At 74.7% G+C, this 22,502-nt stretch carries 17 protein-coding genes; 11 read left to right on the forward strand and 6 right to left on the reverse strand.

Annotated features, from left to right (window positions below; all coding sequences use genetic code 11):
- Nucleotides 1-30: 30 nt before the first annotated feature.
- The 3 genes from IEX99_RS06615 to dnaE form a co-directional block, all read right to left on the reverse strand.
- A complete protein-coding gene (locus IEX99_RS06615; RefSeq protein WP_188899220.1) occupies nt 31-1,302 on the reverse strand; it encodes an ABC transporter substrate-binding protein in 1,272 nt (423 codons plus the stop codon).
- A gap of 387 nt (nt 1,303-1,689) precedes the next feature.
- Nucleotides 1,690-2,529, reverse strand: coding sequence for a nucleoside triphosphate pyrophosphohydrolase (mazG, locus tag IEX99_RS06620; RefSeq protein WP_188899221.1), 840 nt, complete (start codon nt 2,527-2,529; stop codon nt 1,690-1,692).
- Between the two features lie 336 nt (nt 2,530-2,865).
- Entirely contained in the window at nt 2,866-6,303 is a 3,438-nt protein-coding gene (dnaE, locus tag IEX99_RS06625) for a DNA polymerase III subunit alpha (protein ID WP_188899222.1), read from the reverse strand.
- 177 nt (nt 6,304-6,480) lie between these two features.
- Here dnaE and IEX99_RS06630 point away from each other — a divergent pair, with 177 nt between their 5' ends.
- The 3 genes from IEX99_RS06630 to IEX99_RS06640 are packed head-to-tail and all read left to right on the forward strand — an operon-like array spanning nt 6,481 to nt 9,485.
- Nucleotides 6,481-7,431, forward strand: a complete 951-nt coding sequence (locus IEX99_RS06630; protein WP_188899223.1) for a S1 family peptidase — start codon at nt 6,481-6,483, stop codon at nt 7,429-7,431.
- A 52-nt stretch (nt 7,432-7,483) separates the two neighbouring features.
- Nucleotides 7,484-7,978, forward strand: a complete 495-nt coding sequence (locus IEX99_RS06635) for a tripartite tricarboxylate transporter TctB family protein (RefSeq protein WP_188899224.1) — start codon at nt 7,484-7,486, stop codon at nt 7,976-7,978.
- Between the two features lie 10 nt (nt 7,979-7,988).
- Nucleotides 7,989-9,485, forward strand: a complete 1,497-nt coding sequence (locus IEX99_RS06640) for a tripartite tricarboxylate transporter permease (protein ID WP_188899225.1) — start codon at nt 7,989-7,991, stop codon at nt 9,483-9,485.
- A 24-nt stretch (nt 9,486-9,509) separates the two neighbouring features.
- Here the strand turns inward: IEX99_RS06640 and IEX99_RS06645 are convergent, their stop codons facing one another.
- Entirely contained in the window at nt 9,510-10,490 is a 981-nt protein-coding gene (locus IEX99_RS06645) for a tripartite tricarboxylate transporter substrate binding protein (protein ID WP_188899226.1), read from the reverse strand.
- Between the two features lie 367 nt (nt 10,491-10,857).
- Between IEX99_RS06645 and IEX99_RS06650 the strand changes: the two genes are divergently transcribed.
- Nucleotides 10,858-12,930 (forward strand): hydantoinase/oxoprolinase family protein, encoded by a 2,073-nt coding sequence (locus tag IEX99_RS06650; RefSeq protein WP_229677848.1) that lies wholly within the window; start codon nt 10,858-10,860, stop codon nt 12,928-12,930.
- Nucleotides 12,927-14,552, forward strand: a complete 1,626-nt coding sequence (locus tag IEX99_RS06655) for a hydantoinase B/oxoprolinase family protein (RefSeq protein WP_188899228.1) — start codon at nt 12,927-12,929, stop codon at nt 14,550-14,552. Before IEX99_RS06650 ends, IEX99_RS06655 begins: the two co-directional genes overlap by 4 nt.
- On the opposite strand, the gene IEX99_RS06660 is transcribed toward IEX99_RS06655, so the two are convergent.
- Nucleotides 14,553-15,122 carry a cupin domain-containing protein gene (locus tag IEX99_RS06660; RefSeq protein WP_188899229.1) on the reverse strand — a complete coding sequence of 190 codons (570 nt, stop codon included), beginning with the start codon at nt 15,120-15,122 and terminating at the stop codon, nt 14,553-14,555.
- A gap of 20 nt (nt 15,123-15,142) precedes the next feature.
- Nucleotides 15,143-16,549: an FAD-binding oxidoreductase gene (locus IEX99_RS06665; protein WP_188899230.1), complete on the reverse strand. Its 1,407-nt coding sequence runs from the start codon at nt 16,547-16,549 to the stop codon at nt 15,143-15,145.
- 236 nt (nt 16,550-16,785) lie between these two features.
- On the opposite strand from IEX99_RS06665, the gene IEX99_RS06670 reads away from it, so the two are divergent.
- The 6 genes from IEX99_RS06670 (at nt 16,786) to IEX99_RS06695 (ending at nt 22,426) form a co-directional block, all read left to right on the forward strand.
- Entirely contained in the window at nt 16,786-18,036 is a 1,251-nt protein-coding gene (locus IEX99_RS06670; protein WP_188899231.1) for an amidohydrolase, read from the forward strand.
- 84 nt (nt 18,037-18,120) lie between these two features.
- Nucleotides 18,121-18,987 carry an alpha/beta fold hydrolase gene (locus IEX99_RS06675; RefSeq protein ID WP_188899232.1) on the forward strand — a complete coding sequence of 289 codons (867 nt, stop codon included), beginning with the start codon at nt 18,121-18,123 and terminating at the stop codon, nt 18,985-18,987.
- 11 nt (nt 18,988-18,998) lie between these two features.
- On the forward strand, nt 18,999-19,811 hold the full coding sequence (locus IEX99_RS06680) for an ABC transporter ATP-binding protein (RefSeq protein WP_188899233.1): 813 nt from the start codon (nt 18,999-19,001) through the stop codon (nt 19,809-19,811).
- Entirely contained in the window at nt 19,795-20,508 is a 714-nt protein-coding gene (locus tag IEX99_RS06685; RefSeq protein ID WP_188899234.1) for an ABC transporter ATP-binding protein, read from the forward strand. Before IEX99_RS06680 ends, IEX99_RS06685 begins: the two co-directional genes overlap by 17 nt.
- 14 nt (nt 20,509-20,522) lie before the next feature.
- Entirely contained in the window at nt 20,523-21,395 is an 873-nt protein-coding gene (locus tag IEX99_RS06690; RefSeq protein ID WP_188899235.1) for a branched-chain amino acid ABC transporter permease, read from the forward strand.
- Nucleotides 21,392-22,426, forward strand: a complete 1,035-nt coding sequence (locus IEX99_RS06695; protein ID WP_188899236.1) for a branched-chain amino acid ABC transporter permease — start codon at nt 21,392-21,394, stop codon at nt 22,424-22,426. Before IEX99_RS06690 ends, IEX99_RS06695 begins: the two co-directional genes overlap by 4 nt.
- The last annotated feature ends 76 nt before the right edge of the window (nt 22,427-22,502 follow it).

A 22,502-nucleotide genomic window follows, 5' to 3' on the forward strand; every position in this document is an offset into this window, starting at 1 on the left:
GAGGCCCGGCCGCCGGCGGGGGCAGGGGGCTCACGAGGCCGATTGCGGCCGCATCTGGCGCACCGCCTCGTCCGGCGGCAGGTACTTCGCGCCGTCGGCGTAGCGCCAGTCCACCATCACGCCCCGCCCGTCGCGCAGCGCCGTCTTGCCGACGAAGGCGCCGAGCGTGGACTGGTGGTCTATGGCGCGGAACTCCACCTCGGCGGTGCCGAACACGGTGGGGAAGCGCAGGCCGCGCATCGCCTCGATCATCGCGTCGGTCCCGGTCGCCCCGCCGGTCCTGCGCAGCATCGTCGCGATGGCGGTGACGGTGTCGTAGCCGACCACGCTGCCGCAGCGCGGCTCCTCGTTGAAGCGCCGGCGATAGGCCTCGCGGAAGGCGTTGTGCCGCGGGTTGTCGAGGTCGGCGTAGGGGTAGCCGGTGACGATCCAGCCCTCCGGCGCCTCGTCGCCGAGCGGCAGCAGGTATTCCGGCTCGCCGGTCAGCAGCGAGACGACGTGGCGGCGCTCGAACAGGCCGCGGGTGTTGCCCTGGCGGACGAAGTTGGTGAGGTCCTGGGCGAAGGTGACGTTGAAGATCGCCTCCGGCCTGGCCCCGGCCAGCGCCTGCACCGTCGCGCCGGCGTCGATCCGGCCGAGGGCGGGGAACTGTTCGGCGACGAACTGCACATCCGGCCTGGCGCGGGTGAGCAGCTCCTTGAACCAGCGCGCGGCGCTCTGCCCGTACTCGTAATTCGGGGCGACGATCGCCCAGCGCCGGGCAGGCAGCTTCGCCGCCTCCTCCACCAGCATCGCCGACTGCATGTAGGTGGAGGGGCGGAGCCGGAAGGTGAAGCGGTTGCCGCGCGACCAGACCAGCGCGTCGGTCAGCGGCTCCGAGGCGACGAACAGCCGCCGGTGCTGGTTGGCGAAGTCGGAGATGGCGAGCCCGACATTGGAGAGGAAGGCCCCGGCCAGCAGGTGGACCCGCTCGACGTTCACCAGCTCCCCGGCGTGGCGCACCGCGTCCTCGGGCCGTCCGGCGTCGTCGCGGAACACGGTCTCGAGCGGGCGGCCATGGATGCCGCCCTGCGCGTTGACCTCGTCCTGGGCAAGCAGCCAGGCGTTGCGGTAGGGGTGCAGGAAGGCGGGGATGGCGGTGTAGCTGTTGATCTCGCCGATGCGGATCGGTCCCGCCGCGCCGTTCCCGCCGCCATGCGCCGGCTGCTGGGCGAGCACGAGGGCGGGCGCGGCGAGCGTGGCAGCCGCCGCGGCGGCGGTCTGGCGCAACAGCGAGCGGCGCGCGTGCAGCCCGGTCGTCATTCTTGTCGCTCCTTTCCGGCGGGCCGCGGCGGGGAGAGCCCGACTCTCCTCGGCTGCGGGTCCTCGGCCTGCGGGTGATCTGGCCCATGCGCGCGCGGCGGGAAGCCGCCGCAGCCAGGGAGGGAGGAAGGAAAATACGGATCGACTGGCGCCGCAAGCCGGGCCCGCGCAAGGTCGCGTGCGGCTCGTTCGCCCCCTGCCGGGCGCGCGGATCGGCAGGATCGGACGGCTGACCGACCGTGCAGGGAGCCGCGACGCCACCGATGGCGAGGCGCGATGCCGGGCCGGCGCGCGGAATGCCGGATGCCCGCCGCCGGGCGGCGGTCCTGGCCGCGACGGACGGCCCGGCCCGGCAGGGGATCGCGGCACCGGGCGAGGGCCTGTCCGTCACCGCCCGTCGCGTTCCGCGGATTTCACGGCCTGCCAATGGGCCTCCATCGCCTCCAGCGTGGCGTCGGCCGGGGCGAGTCCGGCCGCGGCGAGGGCCTGCTCCACCGCGCTGAAGCGCCGCTCGAACTTGGCGTTCGCCGCGCGCAGGCAGTCCTCCGGGTCAAGGTCGAGTTTCCGCGCCAGGTTCGCCAGTACGAAGAGCAGGTCGCCCACCTCGTCGGCCAGCCGGGCGCGGTCGGGCGCGGGCTGGCCGGGGCGCAGCTCGGCGCGCAGTTCGGCCGCCTCCTCCTCGAGCTTGTCGAGGACGGAGAGGGCGTCGGGCCAGTCGAAGCCGACCCGCGCGGCGCGGCGGGTGAGCTTGGCGGCGCGAGTGAGGGCGGGGAGGGCGACGGGCACGCCGGCAAGGGTGCCGGTCTCGGCCCGGGCGGCGCGCTCGGCGGCCTTCTGGGCCTCCCAGGCGAGGCTCTGTTCCTCGGCCGTTCTCGCTTCGTCCTCGCCGAAGACGTGCGGGTGGCGCCTGACCATCTTCCTAGCAATGTGGTCCGCGACGGCGGCGAAGCCGAACTGACCGGATTCCCAGGCCATTTGTGCGTGATAGACGACCTGGAAGAGCAGGTCGCCGAGCTCGTCCTCGAGCGCCGCCCAGTCGGGGCCGCCGTCATCACCATGGCGAATGGCGGCTTCGACTTCGTAGGCCTCTTCAATGGTGTAGGGCGCGATGCTCGCGAAGTCCTGCATCCGGTCCCAGGGGCAGCCGGCGACCGGGTCGCGCAGCCGGGCCATCACCTGGAGCAGGCGCTCGAGCGCCGTCGCCGCGGATTCCTCCGACGGAGGCATGGGAGACTCCTTCCTGGCCGAGGCATGGAACGCGCCGGGCGCCCGCGGAGTGCGCTCCGGCGCGGGTCGGCCGGCGCGACGCGGCGAGGCTAGCGCGGATCGCGGCCGCGCCCGAGGGGGGCCGGGACGGGAGGCCGCGCCGGCAGGGGCGCGATGGCCGCCGGCGCGGAGTGCCCGACCGCAATCCACAGCGGGCTAATGCCGCATAAGATGTATTATGGAAACTATGCGCCGCTGGGGATAAGCTGGGGAAAATGCCGCGGCCGGGGGCCTCGCCCGCTCCGTGTCCGCCGGACGTTCCGCGAACGGCGCGGGCCGCCAGGCTCCGGCGCGGCGTCAGAGCTCCTCCACCTGCGACACCCCGGGCAGCACCTTCATCGCCTGCATCAACCGCGGGCTCACCTGGAAGCCGCCGGGCAGCGCGATCTCCACCTCCTGGCCCGGGCCGGTGCGCGGGACCAGCACCACCCGCCCGCGGCCGCGGCCCTCGCGGTGCAGCAGCGCGCGGATGTGCTCCACCGCCTCGGTCTGCTCGAGCCAGAGGCGGATGCCCTGGCCCACCCCCTGCGCCGCCTTCTCCAGGGCCTCGACCTCGCTCGCGGTCAGGCGCAGCGTCTCGCCCTCCAGCCGCGCCTCGGCGGTGACGAGGACCGCGGTGCCCTCGGCCAGCAGGTCGCGGCAGCGGTTCAGCACTTCGGAGAACAGCGTCACCTCGAAGGACCCCTGGGCGTCGGAGAGCGTCACCCAGCACATCCGGCTGCCGGTGCGGGTCGTCCGCTCCTTGGTCGCGACCACCGTGCCGGCGAGCTTCAGCCGCGCCGCTCCCGCCCTCGCCCGCTCGGCGATCCGCGCCGAGGGGACGACGCCGAGCCGCTTCAGCGCCTTGGCGTAGGTGTCGAGCGGATGGGCCGAGAGATGGAACCCCACCGCCTCCGCCTCGTGGGCGAGGCGCTCGAGCTGCGGCCAGTCGGGGATGGCGGGCAGGCGGAGCGGCTCGGCGCGGGCGGTGCCGTCGCCGAACAGGCCGATCTGGCCGCTCGCCCGCTCCTCGGCCGCGGCCTGGGCGCGGCGGAGGATCGTCTCGGCGCCGGCGACCAGCCGGGCGCGGTTCCCCTCCAGCGAGTCGAAGGCCCCGGCCTTGGCCAGGTTCTCGAGCTGCATCTTGTTGAGGAGCTTCGGGTCCACCCGCCCGGCGAAGTCCGCGACCGAGGCGAAGGGCCCGCCCCGCGCCCGCTCCGCCACCAGCTCGCGCATCGCGCCGAGCCCGACCCGCTTCACCGCGGCGAGCGCGAAGCGGATCGCGGGCCTGCCGTCCGGGCCTGCCTCCACCGCGAACTCCGCCGCCGAGCGGTTCACGTCCGGCGGCAGCACGGCGATGCCGAGCCGCGCCGCCTCCTGCATGTGGCCCGCGAGCTTCTCCGTCTTGTCGAGGTCGAGCGACATCGAGGCGGCGAGGAAGGCGACCGGGTGGTTCGCCTTCAGCCAGGCGGTCTGGTAGCTGACCAGCGCGTAGGCGGCGGCGTGCGACTTGTTGAAGCCGTAGTCGGCGAAGCGCTCCATCAGGTCGAAGATCTCGCCGGCCTTGGCGGCGTCCACCCCGCGCGCCACCGCGCCCTCGACGAACACCTTGCGCTGCTGCTCCATCTCGGAGCGGATCTTCTTGCCCATCGCCCGGCGCAGCAGGTCGGCGGCGCCGAGCGAGTAGCCGGCGAGCTCCTGCGCGATCTGCATCACCTGCTCCTGGTAGACCATGATGCCGTAGGTCTCTTCCAGGATGTGGCGGATCTTCGGGTGCGGCGGCTCCCACGGCTCGCCGTGCTTGCGGGCGCAGTAGGCGGGGATGTTGGCCATCGGGCCGGGGCGGTAGAGCGCGACCGCGGCGATCAGGTCCTCGAACCGGTCCACGCGCATCTGCCGGAGGCAGTCGCGCATCCCCTGCCCTTCGAACTGGAACACCCCGGCGGCGTCGCCCCGGCGCAGCATCTCGTAGGTCCTCGGGTCGTCGAGCGGGATGCGGGCGATGTCGAGCGCGATCCCCTGGGCCTTCAGGATCTCCAGCGTGCGCTGGATCACCGTCAGCGTCTTCAGGCCGAGGAAGTCGAACTTCACCAGCGACGCCTGCTCGACGTGCTTCATCGAGTACTGGGTGATCAGCATCTCGCTCCGCGGGTCGCGGTAGAGCGGCACGATCTCGATCAGCGGCCGGCGCCCGATCACCACGCCCGCGGCGTGGGTGGAGGCGTTGCGGTAGAGGCCCTCGATCTGCTGCGCGATCTCGAGCAGGCGCGCCACCGTCTCGTCGCCCTTCTGCATCTCCTGCAGCCGCGGCTCGGCCTCGATCGCCTGCTGGAGCGTGACCGGCTTGGCGGGGTTGAAGGGGATCAGCGAGGCGATGCGGTCCACCTGGCCGTAGGGCAGGCCCATCACCCGGCCGACGTCGCGCACCGCCGCCTTGGCCTGGAGCTTGCCGAAGGTGATGATCTGCGCCACCCGGTCGGCGCCGTACTCGCGGCGCACGTACTCGATCACCTCGTCGCGCCGGTCCTGGCAGAAATCTATGTCGAAGTCCGGCATCGAGACGCGCTCGGGGTTCAGGAACCGCTCGAACAGCAGCCCGAAGCGCATCGGGTCGAGGTCGGTGATCGTCAGCGCCCAGGCGGCGACCGAGCCGGCGCCGGAGCCGCGGCCCGGCCCGACCGGGATGCCCCGGGCCTTCGCCCACTGGATGAAGTCGGCGACGATCAGGAAGTAGCCGGAGAAGCCCATCGTCTCGATCACGCCGAGCTCGTAGTCGAGCCGCGCGCGGTAGCGCTCGCGCGTCGCCGCGTCGGCGCCCATGGCGTCGAGCCGGGCCTCGAGGCCGCGGCGGGCCATGTCGCGCACCGTCTCGGCCTCCGTCATGCCGGGCTGGACCTTGGGGCAGACGGGCAGCTCGGGCTTGCGCGGCTCGACCATGACCGCGCAGCGGCGGGCGATGGCGAGGGTGTTGTCGCAGGCCTCCGGCAGGTCGGCGAACAGGGCGCGCATCCTCTCCGCCGGCTTGAACCAGTGCTCCGGCGTGACGCGGCGGCGGTCCGGCTCGGTGAGGACGCGGCCCTCGGCGATGCAGAGCAGCGCGTCGTGCGCCGCGTGCATCGCGGGGTCGGCGAAATAGACGTCGTTGGCGGCGACGATCGGCAGGCCGGCGGCATCGGCGAGGGCGAGCAGCCCGGGCTCCACCGCGCGGTCGAGCTCGAGGCCGTGGCGGTGCAGCTCGACCGCGAGCCGGTCGGGGAAGGCCTCCCGGAGCCGCGCCAGCAGCCGTTCCGCCGCCTCGCGCCGGCCCTCGGCGAGCAGGCGGGCGATCGGTCCGACCGTGCCGCCGGTGAGCAGGATCAGCCCCGCCGCGTGCTCGGCCAGGGTGTCGAGGCGGAGGCAGGGCCTGCCGGAGGGATCGTCGGCGAGGAAGCCGAGCGAGGAGAGGCGCTGCAGGTTGTCGAGCCCCTGCGCATCCGTCGCCAGGGCCACCAAGGGATCGGGCGGCAGCCGCTCCGCCTCGGGGCGCGGGTCGGCGGCGCTGCGCGAGAGGAAGAGCTGGCAGCCCATGATCGGCTGCACCCCCTTTCCCGCGCAGGCCTGGGCGAATTCCAGCGCGCCGAACAGGTTGGCGGTGTCGGTCAGCGCCACCGCCGGCATGCCGGCCTCGCGGGCGAGGCTCGCGAGCTTGTCGGCCTTGATCGCGCCCTCGCTCAGCGAATAGGCGGAATGGACATGGAGGTGGACGAAGCCGCTCACGCGCCGGCTGATCCTGCGATTCGGAAATGTGCACGGTAGCACGACCGGCCGGGCCTGCCCGCCCCGCGGGGCCCGGAGCGCGCCGCCAGGGCGCGGCGGACGGGCGGCAGGGTCGCGTGCCGGCGCTCCTCTTCGCGGACGTTGACCGCCGGGCAGCGCCGCCGGCACCCTTTGCCCATGCGCGCCGCCCTCCCCTTCCTGCCGACCGCCGCGGTCGCGGTCATGCTCGGCGCCGCCGCCGGCGGCGGCGCGCTGGCGCAGTCCAAGCCGCCGCCACTGGGCGCGCCTGGGCCCCAGGGCGGGTTCCCGCCGCCGGGCGCGACACCGGCGATGAAGCCGCCGCCGCTCGGCGCTGCCCCTCTCGGGCCGGCCGGCGCGCCGCCGGCGGCGCCCGCGCGCCCGCCGCAAGTCGCCGGCCTGCCCGCCGCCAAGCCGGCGCCGGCCCCGGCGGGCCCGCCAGGCCCGCCCGGCGCACCGCGCGACGGCATGCGGCCGGTGGCCTCCGGCACCGGCTTCGTGGTCGCGCCCGGCCGCCTGCTCACCAACCATCACGTCGCGGACGGCTGCGCCGAGATGCGCGCGCGCGCCGCGAGCGGCGCGGAGATGCGCGCCCTCGTCATCGCCGCCGACCGCCAGCGGGACCTCGCGCTGCTCGCCGTGCAGGGCGGTGGCGATCCGGGCCCGCCGCTCGCCTTCCGGGGCGCGCCCGAGATCCGGCGCGGCGAGAGCGTGGTGACCTACGGCTTTCCGCTGGCCGGGCTGCTCTCTTCCGGTCCGACCCTGACGACGGGGGAGATCTCGGCGCTCGCGGGGCTCGGCGACAATCCGCGGCAGTTCCAGATCAGCGCGCCGGTCCAGCCGGGCAATTCCGGCGGGCCGCTGCTCGACATGTCCGGCCACGTCGCAGGGGTGGTGGTGGGCAAGCTCAACGCCCAGCGCGTGGCGCAGCGCACCGGCGACATCCCGCAGAACGTGAACTTCGCGGTGAAGGGCGGAGAGGCGATCGCGTTCCTCCGGCGCCACGGCGTCGAGCCGCGGCTGGCCGACAGCGCCGAGCCGCTGCGCAGCGCCGCCGAGGTGGGCGACATCGCGCACCCCTCGACGGTCTTCCTGCGGTGCATGCGCTAGTCGGCGCCGGCCCGACGCGCCGACCATACGAGAAACCGAGAGGGGACGGGCGATGCATCTGCCGGATCGGGTGAGCGGGGCGATCCTCGCCGGCCTCGGCGCGCTCGCCGCCTATGGCGGCTCGCTGCTGCCCGGGGTTCCGGGCCAGGACGTCGGACCGAGCGTGTTCCCGATGGTGATCGGCGCGGGCCTGATCGGCTGCGGCGCGATGGTCGCATTCGGCATCGGCCGCAGCTTCGAGGCGCCCGGGCCGGCGGACGCCGAAGGCGCCGCCCCCGGCGCTCCCCCTCCTCGTCCCGCCTCCCGCTTCGGTGGCCTGCGGGCGCTGCTGCCGCCGGCGCTGCTGATCCTCTACGTGCTCGTCGTCGAGCGGCTCGGATTCCTGCCGACCGCGGCGGTCCTCGTGCTGGTCACGGCGCTCGCGCTCGGCGCGCGGCTGCGCATCGCCCTGCCCTTGGCAGTGGCCGCGCCGCTTGCCGTGCACGTCGTGTTCTCCAGGCTGCTGCGCGTGCCCTTGCCGGACGGCATGCTGCCGGCGCCATGGTAGGGGCCGCCCGATGAGTGAGCTTCTCGAGGGCCTCCGGCTGGTCGCCGCGACCGACGTGCTGGTCGCGGTCTTCGCGGCCGCGGTCTACGGACTCGTAGTCGGGGCGCTGCCCGGCCTGACGGCGACGATGGCGACGGCACTGCTGGTGCCGATCACCTTCTACCTCTCGCCGATCGCGGCGGTGGCGACGATCATCGCCGCCTCGGCGATGGCGATCTTCGCGGGGGACATACCGGGCGCCCTGCTGCGGATCCCGGGCACGCCGGCCTCGGCCGCCTACACCGACGAGGCGTATGCGATGACGCGCAAGGGCCGGCCGGAGATGGCGCTCGGCATCGGCCTGTGGTTCAGCGCGATCGGCGGCATCGTCGGCACCGTCGCGCTGATGGTGATGGCCCCCGCGCTCGCCGAGATCGCGCTGAGCTTCTCGTCTTTCGAGTATTTCTGGCTCGCCCTGCTCGGGCTGATGTGCGCGACGCTGGTGGCGCGCTCCTCGCCGGTGAAGGCGATCGCGGCGATGCTGATCGGCCTGCTGATCTCCTGCGTCGGCATCGAGAACCCGGCGGGGACGCCGCGCTTCACCTTCGGCCTCACCGACCTGCTCGGGGGCATCGAGCCCATCCCGGCGCTGGTCGGCGTCTTCGCCATCTCCGAGGTGATGCGGGCGATGGTCTCGCCCGAGCCGGCGCGGCTGCCGCGGAGGCGCTTCGGCTCGATCCTCAGGGGGCAGTGGGCGCTGACCAGGCGCTACCAGGGCCAGATGTGGCGCGGCAACGTCGTCGGCGTGCTGATCGGCGTGCTGCCGGGCGCCGGGGCCGACATGGCCGCCTGGGTGAGCTACTCCGTGTCCAAGCGGTTCTCCAGGGAGAAGGAGAAGTTCGGGACGGGCCATCCGGAGGGCCTGGTCGAGTCGGGCGCGGCCAACAACGCCTCGCTCGCCTCCGGATGGGTGCCGGCGCTGCTGTTCGGCATCCCGGGCGACACGATCACGGCGATCGCCATCGGGGTGCTCTACATGAAGGGGCTCAACCCGGGGCCGACGCTGTTCACCGAGCGCGCCTCCAGCATGTACGCGCTCTACATCATCTTTATCATGGCCAACGTCATCCTGATCCCGCTCGGCATCGCGATGATCCGGCTGGCGACGCTGGTGCTGCGCGCCCCGCGCTCCGCGGTGCTGCCGGTGATCGTCCTGCTCGCCGCGGTGGGCGCCTTCGCGATCGGCAACAACCTGTTCGCCGTGGTGGTGGTGGCGGCCTTCGGGGTGCTGGGCTTCGTGATGGAACGCAACGGCTTCCCGGTGGCGGCGATGGTGCTCGGCATCATCATGGGCTCGATGGTCGAGACGAACTTCGTCACCTCGCTCATCAAGTCGGACAACAGCCTGCTGCCGTTCTTCGAACGGCCGGTCTCGGCGGTGCTGGCGACGATCACCGCCGGCGCGCTGCTCTGGCCGGTCGTGGCCTGGGCCCTGCGCGCTCGCGGGAGGGCCGGGGCTGCCGCGTAGGGCGGCCCCGGCATCCTCCCGCCGTCAGCCGCGCGCGAGGCCCGCGGCGCGCATCGCCTCGCCCATGGCCCGGTTGGAGCGGTCCATGAAGGCCGCGAATTCCTCGGCATTGCCCCAGGTGCGGCCGAAGCCCCGGGCGTTCATGAACTCGATGTACTCGTTCGACCTGTACACCCGGTCGAGCGCCGCGGTCAGCGTGCTCGCGATCTCCCGCGGCAGGTTCAGCGGCCCGGCGAAGCCGCGCCAGGCGCCCGTGCTGTAGTCGATGCCGAGCGTCTCCTTGAGCGTCGGCACGTCCGGGAAGATCGGGTTGCGCTGCGGCGCCATCACCGCGAGCGAACGCGCCCGCCCCGCCTCGATGATCGCCCGCGCCTCCGGCACCGAGCAGGTGACGAGGTCCACGCCGCCCGCGGCCAGATCCTGCATCGCCGGCGCCGCGCCGTTCGAGGGCACCCAGCGCACGTGGTCGCCGGGCAGCCCCATCGCCTGCAGCCATCCGACCAGGGCGAGGTGCCAGATCCCCCCCTGCCCGGTGCCCGAGGCCTTGAGCTGCCCGGGGCGGCTCGCCTTGATCGCGTCCGCCAGCGACCGGATGTCGCGGTGCGGCGAGGAGGCGTTGACCTGCACCCCCGGCGGATCCTCGTTCATCAGGGCGAGCGGCGTGTAGCTGCGCGGCGTCAGCTGCGTCAGCCCCTGCCAGTGCATCATCGCGATCTCGACCGTGATGATGCCGATCGTGTAGCCGTCCGGCGGCGCCTGCGCGATCGCCGAGTGGCCGACGACGCCGGAGCCGCCGGTGCGGTTGACCACGTTGAAGGGCTGGCCGAGGTCCTTCTCGAGCACCGCGGCGACGATCCGTGCGGTCTGGTCGGTGCCGCCACCGGCGCCCCAGGGGCAGATGATGGTGACGGGACGTTGCGGATAGCGCCCCTGCGCGATCGCGGGGCGCGCGAGGGCGGCGGCGGCGCCGGCCACGAGCAGGCCGCGTCGGGACGTGGTGGTCATCGCGGGTTTCCTCCTTGGAGCCCGGCCCGCCACGGGTCTTGCGCCCGGGCGGCCATGCCGCCGACGCTATCGCGGCGGCGAGTCGGGCCGCAAGCGCCGCGCGCGCTCGGCCGCGGGCGCCGCCGGCCCGGCTTGCCCGCGGACGCGGTCCATGCCTCCATGCGCGGATGCGGGATCGAGAGGCAGCACGGGCAATGCCGCGGCTGGCCCGGACGGGTCGCCGGCAGCGGGCGGTGCCCGCCCCCGGCCGGCCGTCGGGCGCCGGCAGGTGGCCTCGATCCCGCCACGCCCGGCCGCCGCGGCCGCCCGCACCGGGCGCGACCAGACGCGGCAGGCCACGGACACGCGGACAAGGGACGACTTCCCGGTGCATCTCTCGCTCGGCATAGACATCGGCGGCACCTTCACCGACCTCGTCCTGCTCGACCCGCGCGACGGCCGCGCGGTGCTCTGGAAGGAAAGCACCACGCCGGACGACCCGGCGCGCGGCGCGCTGGAGGGCACGCGGCGCGTGCTGGAGCGCGCCGGCGCGCGGGCCGGCGAGGTGGCGCGCGTGGTGCACGCGACGACGCTCTTCACCAACGCGCTGATCGAGCGCAAGGGCGCGCGCACCGGCCTGCTCACCACCGCCGGCTTCCGCGACGTGCTGGAGATCGGGCGCGAGCGGAAGTACGAGCTCTACGACCTGTTCATCGCCATGCCGAAGCCGCTGGTGCCGCGCCCCTGGCGGCGCGAGGCGCGCGAGCGGCTGGCGCCGGACGGCAGCGTGGAGGTCCCGCTCGACCTCGACGGCGCGCTGCGCGAGGCGGAGGCGCTGGTCGCGCAGGGCGTCGAGAGCCTCGCCATCGTCTTCCTGCACGCCTACGCCAACCCGGCGCACGAGCGCGCGGCGGCGGAGGCGATCGCGCGGCGCTTCCCGCACCTCTCCCTCTCGCTCTCCTCCGACATCGCGCCGGAGATCCGCGAGTATCCGCGCGCCAGCACGACGGTGGCGAACGCCTATGTCCGCCCCCTCGCCGAGCGCTATCTCGACCGGATGGAGGCGGCGCTGCGCGCCGAGGGGATCGCGGGCGGGCTGTTCCTGATGCTCTCGAACGGCGGCCTGACGCATGTGGCGGAGGCGAAGCGCGCGCCGGTGCAGCTGCTGGAGAGCGGCCCGGCGGCGGGCGCGCTCGCCGGCGCCTTCTTCGGCCGCGCGGCGGGGCTGGAGCGCGTGCTCGCCTTCGACATGGGCGGCACCACGGCGAAGCTCGCCCTGGTGGACAACGGCGAGCCGCTCGTCGCCTACGGCTTCGAGGCGGCGCGGGAGAAGCGCTTCCTGCGCGGCTCCGGCCTGCCGGTCCAGATCGCGACCGTGGAGCTGATCGAGATCGGCGCCGGCGGCGGCTCCATCGCGCGGCGCGGCGAGCTCGGGACGCTGCAGGTGGGGCCGGAGAGCGCCGGCGCGCAGCCCGGCCCGGCCTGCTACGGCCGCGGCGGGACCGAGCCGACGGTGACGGACGCGGATCTCGCGCTCGGCTATCTCGACGCCGGCTTCTTCCTTGGCGGCGCGATGCGGATCGACCGCGCGGCGGCGGAGCGGGCGCTGGGCGGGCTGGCGGGCGCGCTCGGCGTGGACGCGGCGCGCGCCGCGGTCGGCGTGCACGACGTGGTGGACGAGAACATGGCCGGCGCGGCGCGCGTCGCCATCGCCGAGCGCGGGCGCATCCCGCGCGAGTACGCGCTGCTCGCCACCGGCGGCGCGGGGCCGGTGCACGCCTGGCACGTCGCGCGCAAGCTCGGCGTGCGGCGCGTGGTCTGCCCGCCGGGCGCGGGGGTGGGCAGCACCTTCGGCATGCTGATGGCGCCCGCGCGGGTGGACCGCGTCGCCTCCTTCAACGCGCCGCTCGCCGAGGCCGACTTCGCCGCGGCGGAGACGCTGTTCGCGCGGCTGGCGGAGGAGGCCCGCCGGGTGCTCGCGGAGACCGGCGCCGATCTGGCCCGCGCGGTGCCGCGCCGCCTCGCCGACATGCGCTACATCGGCCAGGGGTCCGAGATCACCGTCGCCATGCCGGAACCGCTGGCGGAGGCCGCGGTGCGCGAGGCCTTCGAGGCGGAGTACCGCGGCCTCTTCGCCCGCACGCCGCCGGGTGCCGCGATCCAGTTCGTCGCGCTGCGCCTCACGCTCAGCGCCCCCATGCCGGGCGCCGAGGCGCGGCTGCGGCTCGCCCGTGCGCCGGGCGCCGGGATGCGGAAGGGCACGCGCCCCGTCTTCTTTCCCGACGCGCGCGGCGAGATCGCGACCCCCGTCTACGACCGCTACGCCCTCCCGCCCGGCATGCCCATAGACGGCCCCGCCGTGTTCGAGGAGGACGAGAGCACCTTCATCATCGGCCCCGGCGCCCGCGCCCGCGTGCTGCCCGACGGCTCCATCCTCGCCGAGATGCCGGACGACGCATGACCCGCCGCACCTTCGATCCCATCGAGCTCGAACTGCTCTGGCGCCGCCTGATCTCGCTGGTGGACGAGGCGGCGGCGGCGCTGGTGCGCACCTCCTTCTCGACCCTGGTGCGCGAGAGCTACGACTTCTCCTGCATCGTCACCGACGCCCGCGGGCAGTCGCTGGTGCAGGCGACGGAGAGCATCCCGAGCTTCATCGGCACCCTGCCCGCCACGGTGAAGCACTTCCTGCGCTTCTTCCCGCCGGAGTCGCTGGAGCCCGGCGACGTGCTGATCACCAACGACCTCTGGCTCGGCACCGGGCACCTGCCGGACATCACCGTGGCGAAGCCGATCTTCCGCGGCGGGCGGCTGGTGGCGTTCAGCGCCTCCACCGCGCACGCGCCCGACATCGGCGGCAAGATCCGCAGCCCCGAGCCGCGCGAGGTGTTCGAGGAGGGCCTGCAGATCCCGCCGCTCAAGCTGATGCGCCGCGGCGCGGCGGACGAGACGCTGGTGGCGATGATCCGCCAGAACGTGCGCACGCCGGAGCAGACGCTCGGCGACCTCTGGGCGCAGGTGGTCGCGCTCGACCTGATGGAGGACCGCCTGCTCGGCCTGATGGCGGGGCACGACCTGCCCGACCTGGCGGACCTCGCCGCCGAGATCCAGGGCCGCTGCGAGGGCGCCATGCGCGCCGCCATCGCCGCCCTGCCGGACGGCACCTACCGCAGCGAGCTGCAGACCGACGGCCTGCTCGACACCCCGATCACCATCCGCATGGCGCTGACGGTGAAGGGCGATTCGATCGAGGTGGACTACACCGGCACCGACGCGCAGGTGGACCGGGCGATCAACTGCGCGCTCTGCTACACCTACGCGATGACCATGTACGGGGTGAAGGTCTGCACCAGCCCCGCCCTGCCGAACAACGAGGGCGCCTGGCGGCCGATCTCCATCACCGCGCCGCCCGGCTGCATCGTCAACCCGCAGTTCCCGGCCTCCGGCGGCTCGCGCATGCTGATCGGGCACTACCTGCCGATGCTGGTCTTCGGCTGCCTCGGCCAGGTGGTGCCGGAGCGCGTGATGGCGGCCTGCGGCTCGCCGATGTGGGGGATGAACCAGTCGGGCGTGCGCGCGAACGGCCGGCCCTACGCCAACATGTTCTTCTACAACGGCGGCATGGGCGGCAACGCGCGCGGCGACGGCGTGACCTGCCTCTCCTGGCCCTCCAACGTCTCCTCGACCAGCATCGAGCTCAGCGAGCACATCGCGCCGCTGCGCTTCCACCACAAGCGCCTGCGGCCGGACAGCGGCGGCGCGGGCCGGCACCGCGGCGGGCTCGGCCAGGAGATCCTGATCGAGAGCCGGTCGGAGACGCCGATCGCCGTCTCCTTCCTCGCCGAGCGCACCGTGATCCCCGCCTTCGGCATCGAGGGCGGCCGCCCCGGCGCGACCGGCGCGCTGCGCATCAACGGCGAGGCGGTGGACCCGAAGCGGCAATACGTGCTGTGCCACGGCGACACGGTGAGCCTGGCGACGCCGGGCGGCGGCGGCCACGGCGACCCGCGCGTGCGCGACCCGGCGGCGCTGGCGGCGGACCTGGCAGCGGGCTACGTCACCGACGAGGCGGCCTATCGCTGATCAGACCGCGGCGCGCCGCAGCGGCTCCAGCACGGCGGCGTCGGTGATCGGCGCGGCGTCCCAGGGGGGCGGCGGCGGCGGGTCGAGCGTCTCGAACACCGTCGCCAGCTCGATCGCGCCGACATCGGCGGGGCGCGGATATGGCGTCGGATCGGGCCGGCCCGCGCCGCGCGGCCTGCCGATGGCGCGGAAGAATTCCTCCAGCCCCGCCGGCGCGAGCATCCACAGGAAGCGGAACGGCCCCGCGCCGTCGTTGATGAAGCCGTGCCGCGCACGGGCGCCGGCGAACAGGAAGCTGCCGCGGCGGATGCGGCGCACCACGCCGTCGAGCCGCGCCAGACCCTCGCCCTCGAGGAAGAAGAAGTACTCGTCCTGCGCCGGGTGCGCGTGCTCGCGGATCTTGCCGAGCGGCGGCAGCTCCTGCAGCCCGACGCTCGCGCCGCACGGCGCGCCCGCCATCCCCGGCGCGGCGAGGATCGAGATCCAGCCGTTCGCCGGCTGCGGCTGCCAGTGCTCCTCGCCCCCGCCGGGCGGCACGAGGCGAATGCGGCCCTCGTTCCCGGTCGCCATGCGGCCGGCCTCCTTCCCGCTCAGGGCAGCATCTTGCCCGGGTTCATCAGGCCGCGCGGATCGAGCGCCGCCTTGATCGCCCGCATCAGGTCGAGCGCCACCGGGTCGCGCAGCGCCGCCATGGCGTGGCGCTTGGACTGGCCGATGCCGTGCTCGGCGCTGAAGCTGCCGCCGTGCGCGACGGCGATGCGGTTCACCGTGTCCTCGATCGCCTCGGCGTCGCGGTGCCAGGCCTCGCGCGGCGTGCCGCGCGGCGCCTGGAGCGCGATGTGGACGTTGCCGTCGCCGGCATGGCCGACCGCGATCAGCTTCCCCTCCGGCCAGCGCGCGGCGAGCGCCGCCTCGACCTCGGCGAGGAAGGACGGCACGGCGGAGACGGGGACCGAGGTGTCGGCCGAGACGCTCGGCGCCTCGGCGCGGTTGCACTCCGGCATGATCTCGCGCAGGTACCAGAGCGCGGCGCGCTGCTCCTCGCTCTCGGCGATCACCGCCTCGCCCGCCTCGCCGGCCTCGACCGCGGCGGCGAGGGCGCCCTCCAGCGGCGTGCGCAGGTCGGCCCCGGCGGCGGCGGTGCCGAGTTCGAGCAGCACGTACCACGGCGATTCCAGCGCGAAGGGCAGGCGCGCGCGCGGCGCGTGGCGGCGCACCAGCTCCAGCGGCCAGCGGCCGATCAGCTCGAAGCCGATCAGCTCCGCGCCGTTCGACGACAGCCGGTCGAGCAGCGCCAGCGCCGCCGCCGGCGAGGGCACCGCGAGGAACGCGGTCTCGCGCGCGCGCAGCGCCGGGGCGAGCTTCAGCGCGGCGCCGGTGATGACGCCGAGCGTCCCCTCCCCGCCGATGAACAGGTGGCGCAGCGCGTAGCCCGTGTTGTCCTTGCGCACGCGGCGCAGGTCGTTCAGCACGCGTCCGTCCGGCAGCACCACCTCCAGCCCCAGCACCAGGTCGCGCGCATTGCCCCAGCGGATGGTGCGGATGCCCCCGGCGTTGGTCGAGAGCGCGCCGCCGATCTGCGCCGAGCCCTCGGCGCCGAAGGAGAGCGGGAACAGCCGGCCCGCCGCCGCCGCGGCCTCCTGCACCGCGCGCACGGTGCAGCCGGCGTCCACCGTGATGCTGAAGTCGCGCGCGTCCACGGCGCGGATGCGGTTCATGCGCTCGAGGCTCAGCACCACCGCGGGCGGCCCGTCCGCGCGCGGCACCGCGCCGCCGCAGAGGCCGGTGCGCCCGCCCGCGGGCACCACCGCGAGCCCCGCCGCGGCGCAGGCGCGCAGCGCGGCGGCGACCTCCTCGGCGCTGCCGGGGCGCAGCACGGCGCGGGGCGGATGAGCGTAGCGCCCGGACCAGTCGCGGGCATAGGGTTCGATGTCGGCCGGCGCGGTCAGGGCCGGGCAGCAGGCGGAGAGCGCGCTGAGGTCGTCGAGGGGGCTCATCTCGTTTCCATCGGGCCGGTCGCGGCGAAGCACGCCTGCCGGACGCGGGCGCCGGGGCGATGCTGGCCGCGGCCGGCCACCGGCGCAAGGAGGCACGGGAGATGGCGGAGGACGCCATGGCGCGCGGCGCGCCGGGAGGCGCGGCAGCGGCGCGGCCGAGGATAGGCCGGCCTTGGCCCGGGCCGCGGGCCGTGGATCAATCCCCTCCCCCGCGCCAGACCGGGAGCCGCCGCGCCATGGCCCGTGACCCGAGCGATCTGCTGCTTCTGAACGCCCGCCTCCCCGACGGGCGGCAGGGCGCGCACATCCTGATCCGCGACGGCCGCATCGCCGCCCTGGGCGAGGGCCCGCCGCCCGGGGCCGGCGCGGCGGCGGTGTTCGACCTGGCCGGCGACCTGGTGCTGCCCGGCCTCGTGGACGGGCACATGCACCTCGACAAGACCCTGATGGGCCTGCCCTGGACGCCGCACGCGGCCGAGCCCAACCGGCCGAGCCGCATCGCCACCGACCAGCGCGTGCTACCCGCCCTGCCCCTCTCCACCGCGGCGCGCGCCGGCCACCTGATCCGCCGCTGCGTCGCCCACGGCACGGCGCACATCCGCACCCACGCGGACATCACCCCGGCCTTCGGCCTCGCCGCGCTGGAGGGCGTGCTGGCCGCGCGCGAGGCCCACGCCGGCGCGGTCACGGTGCAGGTCGTCGCCTTCCCGCAGGCCGGCGTGATGCGCCACGGGCCGCGCGCCGTCGCGGAGCTGCTCGACGCCGCGATCCGCGCCGGCGCCGACCTGGTCGGCGGCATAGACCCCTGCGAGATCGACCGCGACCCGAAGGGCCAGCTCGACGCGATCTTCGCCATCGCCGAGCGGCGCGGCGTCGGCGTGGACATCCACCTGCACGAGCCGGGCGAGCTCGGCCTGTTCAGCCTGCAGGAGATCTGCGCGCGCGCCGCCGCGCTCGGCATGCGGGGCCGGGTGACGGTGAGCCACGGCTTCTGCCTCGGCGGCATCGCGGAATCGAGGCAGCAGGCGGCCGCGGAGATGATGGCCGAGGCCGGCGTCGCGCTGGTCACGCACGGCGCGGGCGGCGCCGCGCTGCCGCCGCTGATGCTGCTGCGCCGCGCCGGCGTGCGCGTGTTCTGCGGCAACGACGACGTGCGCGACACCTGGAGCCCCTACGGCACCGGCGACATGCTGGAGCGCGCCGCGATCATCGGCTGGCGCGCCGACCTGCGCCACGACCCGCTGCTGGAGGAGCTGTTCGCCATGGCCTCGAGCGAGGGCGCCGCGGCGCTCGGCATCGCCGGGCACGGCCTCGCCCCCGGCCGCCCCGCGACCTTCTTCACCCTGCCCGCGCAGTGCATCCCGGACGCGATCGGCGCCCATCCGCCGCGGCGCCTCGTGTTCCACGCCGGGCGGCTGGTGGCGCGCGACGGCGCCTATTGCGGGCCGGGGGGCGACGGGATTGCCGAAGGGCGCGCGTCCGCTTAAGGCCATCCGCAGCCCCTTCCGCGCGGGGCAGCGAGTCACGACGGAGGCCGAATGCGATCGGAGGCGCCCGCCACGTCCGGAACGATGCCCGCCCCAGCCCCGGCGGCGGAGGCGCCCGAGGCTGCCCTCGCCCGCCTCGACGCCGCCGCGCGACGGTCCGAGACGCCCTGCGGCGAGGGCCACATGGTCTGGCGCGCCTGGGGCGACGGCCCGCCGCTCGTGCTGCTGCACGGCGGCTCCGGCTCCTGGCGCCACTGGGCGCGCAACATCGCGCATTTCGCCCGCAGGCGGCTGGTGCTGGCGCCGGACCTGCCCGGCCTCGGCGAGTCCGCCATGCCGCCGCCGCCGATCGAACCCGGCGCCACCGCGGGGATCGTTGCCGCCGGCCTGCGCGCCCTGCTCGGCGGGGAGGCCCGCTACGACCTCGTCGGCTTCTCCTACGGCGCCAACATCGCCGGCCACGTCGCCGCCGCCGAGGGCGAGCGGGTGCGCAGCCTGACCATCGTCGGCGCCGGCGCGCTCGGCCTCGCGCGCGGCCACACGCCGCTCCAGAAGGTGCGGGACAAGCAGGGCGCGGCGCGGCTCGCGGCGCACCGCTTCAACCTCGCCTCGCTGATGTTCGCCGATCCGGCGCGGATCGACGGCCTCGCGCTCGCGATCCAGGAGTGGAACACGGTGCATGCGCGGCTGCGCAGCCGCCCGCTCGCCCACACCCCTTCCCTGCGCGAGGCGATCGAGCGCGCGACCGCGCCGCTCGCCGCGATCTACGGGGAGCGCGACGCGATCGCCTGGCCGAACCTGCACCTGCGCCTCGCGCTGCTGCGCGAGCTGCGGCCGGAGGCGGCGATCCACGTCATCCCCGGCGCCGGCCACTGGGTCGCCTACGAGGCGGCGGAGGCGTTCAACGCGGCGCTGGACGCGGTGCTGCCGCGCGTCTCCGGCGCCACCTGATCCCGGCGCCGATGGCCGCCCCCGCCGCCACGCCCCCGCCCCTGCTGGAGGTCGAGGGAGTGGTCGTGCGCTTCGGCGGCGTGGTGGCGCTCGCGGGTGTCTCCTTCGAGGTCGGGCATCGCGAGATCCGCGGCCTGATCGGGCCGAACGGCTCGGGCAAGACCACGCTGTTCAACTGCATCAGCGGCCTCTGCCGCCCGGCGGCGGGCGAGATCCGCTTCGAGGGCGTCGCCCTCTCGCGCGTGCCGCGCCATGCCCGCGCCAGGCTCGGCATCGGCCGCACCTTCCAGCACACGGCGCTGTTCCGCAGCCTTACCGTGCGCGAGAACGTGCTCGCCGGGGCGCACCCCCTCGCCGGCTCGGGCTTCCTCGCCAACGCGCTGCGGCTCGGCGGCCGGGTGCGGCGCGAGGAGCGCGAGGCGGAGGAGACCGCACGGCGCCTGCTGGCGCTGCTCTCGCTCGAGGCGGTGGCGGACGCGCCGGTCGGGCGCCTGCCCTTCGGCACGCAGAAGCGGGTCGAGCTGGCCCGCGCGCTCGCCGCCGGACCGAAGCTCCTGCTGCTCGACGAGCCGGCGGGCGGGCTGAACCACGAGGAGGTCTACCGCCTGGCGCGGCTGCTCTTCCGCATCCGGCGGGAATTCGAGCTCAGCATCCTGCTCGTCGAGCACCACATGCACCTGGTGACGAGCGTGTCGGACCGCGTGGTCGCGCTCGACTTCGGCGAGAAGATCGCCGACGGCACGCCGGAGGCGGTGCGCGCCGAGCCGGCGGTGATCCGCGCCTATCTCGGCGAGGGGGCGGCGGCGCATGGCGACGCTGCTTGAGGCCCGCGCCCTCACCGCCGGCTACGGCGGCCCGCCGGTGCTGCACGGCGTCGCGCTCGCGGTCGAGGAGGGCGGCGTCACCGCGCTGCTCGGCGCCAACGGCGCGGGCAAGACGACCATCCTGCGCGCGCTGTGCGGCATGATCGCGGCGAGCGGCGAGGTCCGCTTCGCCGGGGAGCGGATCGACGGCCTGCCGACCGAGGCGATCGCCCGGCGCGGCATCGCCCATGTCCCGGACGGGCGCGGCACCTTCGCCGAGCTGACGGTGGAGGAGAACCTCCGCCTCGGCGCCATCACGCGGCGCGACCGCGCGGCGGTGGCGGCGGACCTCGAGGGCGCGCTCACCCTCTTCCCGCGCCTGCGGGAGCGGTGGCGGCAGCAGGCCGGCACCCTCTCCGGCGGCGAGCAGCAGATGCTCGCCATCGCCCGCGCCCTGCTGCTGCGTCCGCGCCTCCTGCTGCTCGACGAGCCCTCCTTCGGCCTCGCGCCGCTGGCGGTGCGGGAGGTCTTCGGCGCCCTCGCGCGGCTGCGCGCCGAGGCCGGGGTGGCGATGCTGCTGGTCGAGCAGAACGCCGCGCTCGCCCTCGATCTCGCCGACCGGGCCTGCCTGCTCGAGACCGGGCGCGTCGTGCTGCAGGGCGAGGCCGCGGCGCTGCGGCGCGATGCGGCGGTCCGGCGCGCCTATCTCGGCCGCTGAACGGGGCAGAGGCGATGGAAGGCTTCGCGCACCAGCTCGTCGCCGGCATCGCGACCGGGGGCATCTACGCCTCGGTCGCGCTGGCGCTCGTGATGATCTACCAGGCGACGCACCACGTGAACTTCGCGCAGGGGGAGATGGCGACCTTCTCCACCTATCTCGCCTGGGCCGCGGTGCAGGGAGGCGCGCCGTGGTGGGCGGCGCTGCTCGGCACGGTCTTCGCCTCCTTCGCCGTCGGGGTCGCGATCGAGCGGGTGCTGCTGCGGCCGATGCGGAGCGCGCCCGTCCTCGCCGTGGTCTGCGCGTTCATCGGGCTGATGCTGATCTTCAACAGCATCACCGGCGCCATCTTCGGCTACGCGGTCAGACCCTTCCCCAGCCCCTTCGAGACGAGCGCGCCGCTGCTCGGCGGCCTCGTCTCCGGCCACGCGCTCGGCTCGACAGCGGTGACGCTCGCCGTGCTGGCGCTGGTCTGGGCGTTCTTCCGCCACACCGGACTGGGGCTCGCGATGCGCGCGGCGGCCTACAATCCGGTCTCGGCGCGCCTGGTCGGCATCCGCGTCGGCTGGATGCTCGCGCTCGGCTGGGGGCTCGCGGCGGCGATCGGGGCGGTGGCGGGGGTGATGGTGGCACCGGTGGTGTTCCTCGAGCCCAACATGATGCTCGGCGTGCTGCTCTACGCCTTCGCCGGCGCGCTGCTCGGCGGCATAGACAACCCGGCGGGGGCGGTCGCGGGCGGCTTCCTCGTCGGGGTGGTCGAGAACCTCGCCGGCGCCTACCTGGTGGGCGCCGAGCTGAAGCTGACTCTGGCGCTTGCGATCATCGTCGGCGTGCTGCTGCTGCGCCCGTCCGGCCTGTTCGGCCGGGCGGTCGAGAGCCGCGTGTGAGCGGACCGCCGATCGGCAGCGCCCGTGCGTCCGGCGCGGCCGGGCCGGACGCCCCGGCGGCATCCCGGCAGCGCCGCGCCATCGCGTTCGCGCTGCTGCTGGCCGGCGCGGCGGTGCTGATCGCGTCGGCCTTCCTGCTCAGCCCCTTCCGCCTGTTCCAGCTCACCCTCGCGGCCGGCTACGCGGTGGCGATCCTCGGGCTCAACCTGGTGACCGGCTACAACGGGCAGATCTCGCTCGGCCACGGCGCCTTCTACGCGGCCGGCGCCTATACGACGGCGATCCTGATGACGCATTTCGACTGGCCGTTCTGGGCGACGCTGCCGGTCGCGGGTCTGGCCAGCGGCGCACTCGGCTACGCGGTCGGCTTCCCGGCGCTGCGCCTCGGCGGCTTCTACCTCGCGCTGACCACCTTCTCGCTCGCGGTCGCGGTGCCGCAGATCCTCAAGCACCGGGCGATCGAGGACTGGACCGGCGGGGTGCAGGGCCTCTTCATCGCCAAGCCGGACCCGCCCGCCTTCCTGCCGATCGAGGCGGACCAGTGGCTCTACCTGACGACGCTGGCCATCTCGGCGGCGCTGTTCCTCGCCGCCTGGAACCTGGTGCGCGGGCGGATCGGGCGGGCGATGAGGGCGATCCGCGACCATCCGGTCGCGGCCGAGGCGATGGGCATGGACCTCGCCGCGGTGAAGACGCGGACCTTCGCAGCGGGCGCGGCGCTGACCGGGCTCGCCGGCGCGCTCGGCGCAGTGGCGGTCGAGTTCGTCGCGCCGGACAGTTTCACGGTCATGCTGTCCATCACGCTGTTCGTCGGCATGGTCGTGGGCGGCGCAGCCTCGATCGGCGGTGCGGTGGTTGGCGGATTGTTCATCGTATTCGTCCCAAACCTCGCTGAGAGCATTTCCAAGGCGGCACCGGGCGCGATCTACGGGGTGCTGCTGATCCTGCTGCTGTTCGTGCTGCCCGGCGGCGCCGCGGGAATCGGGCGACTCGCCGTGGCGCGCCTGTGGCGGCGCGACGGCGGCCGGTGATATAAATGCGGGGCCCGGCGATCGCCGGGACCCCGCTCGGCGGCGCTGGGGGACGCGCCGCTCCGCGAGGATGACG

It is taken from the genome of Caldovatus sediminis (assembly GCF_014644455.1).
GTDB classification, from domain to species: Bacteria; Pseudomonadota; Alphaproteobacteria; order Acetobacterales; family Acetobacteraceae; genus Caldovatus; species Caldovatus sediminis.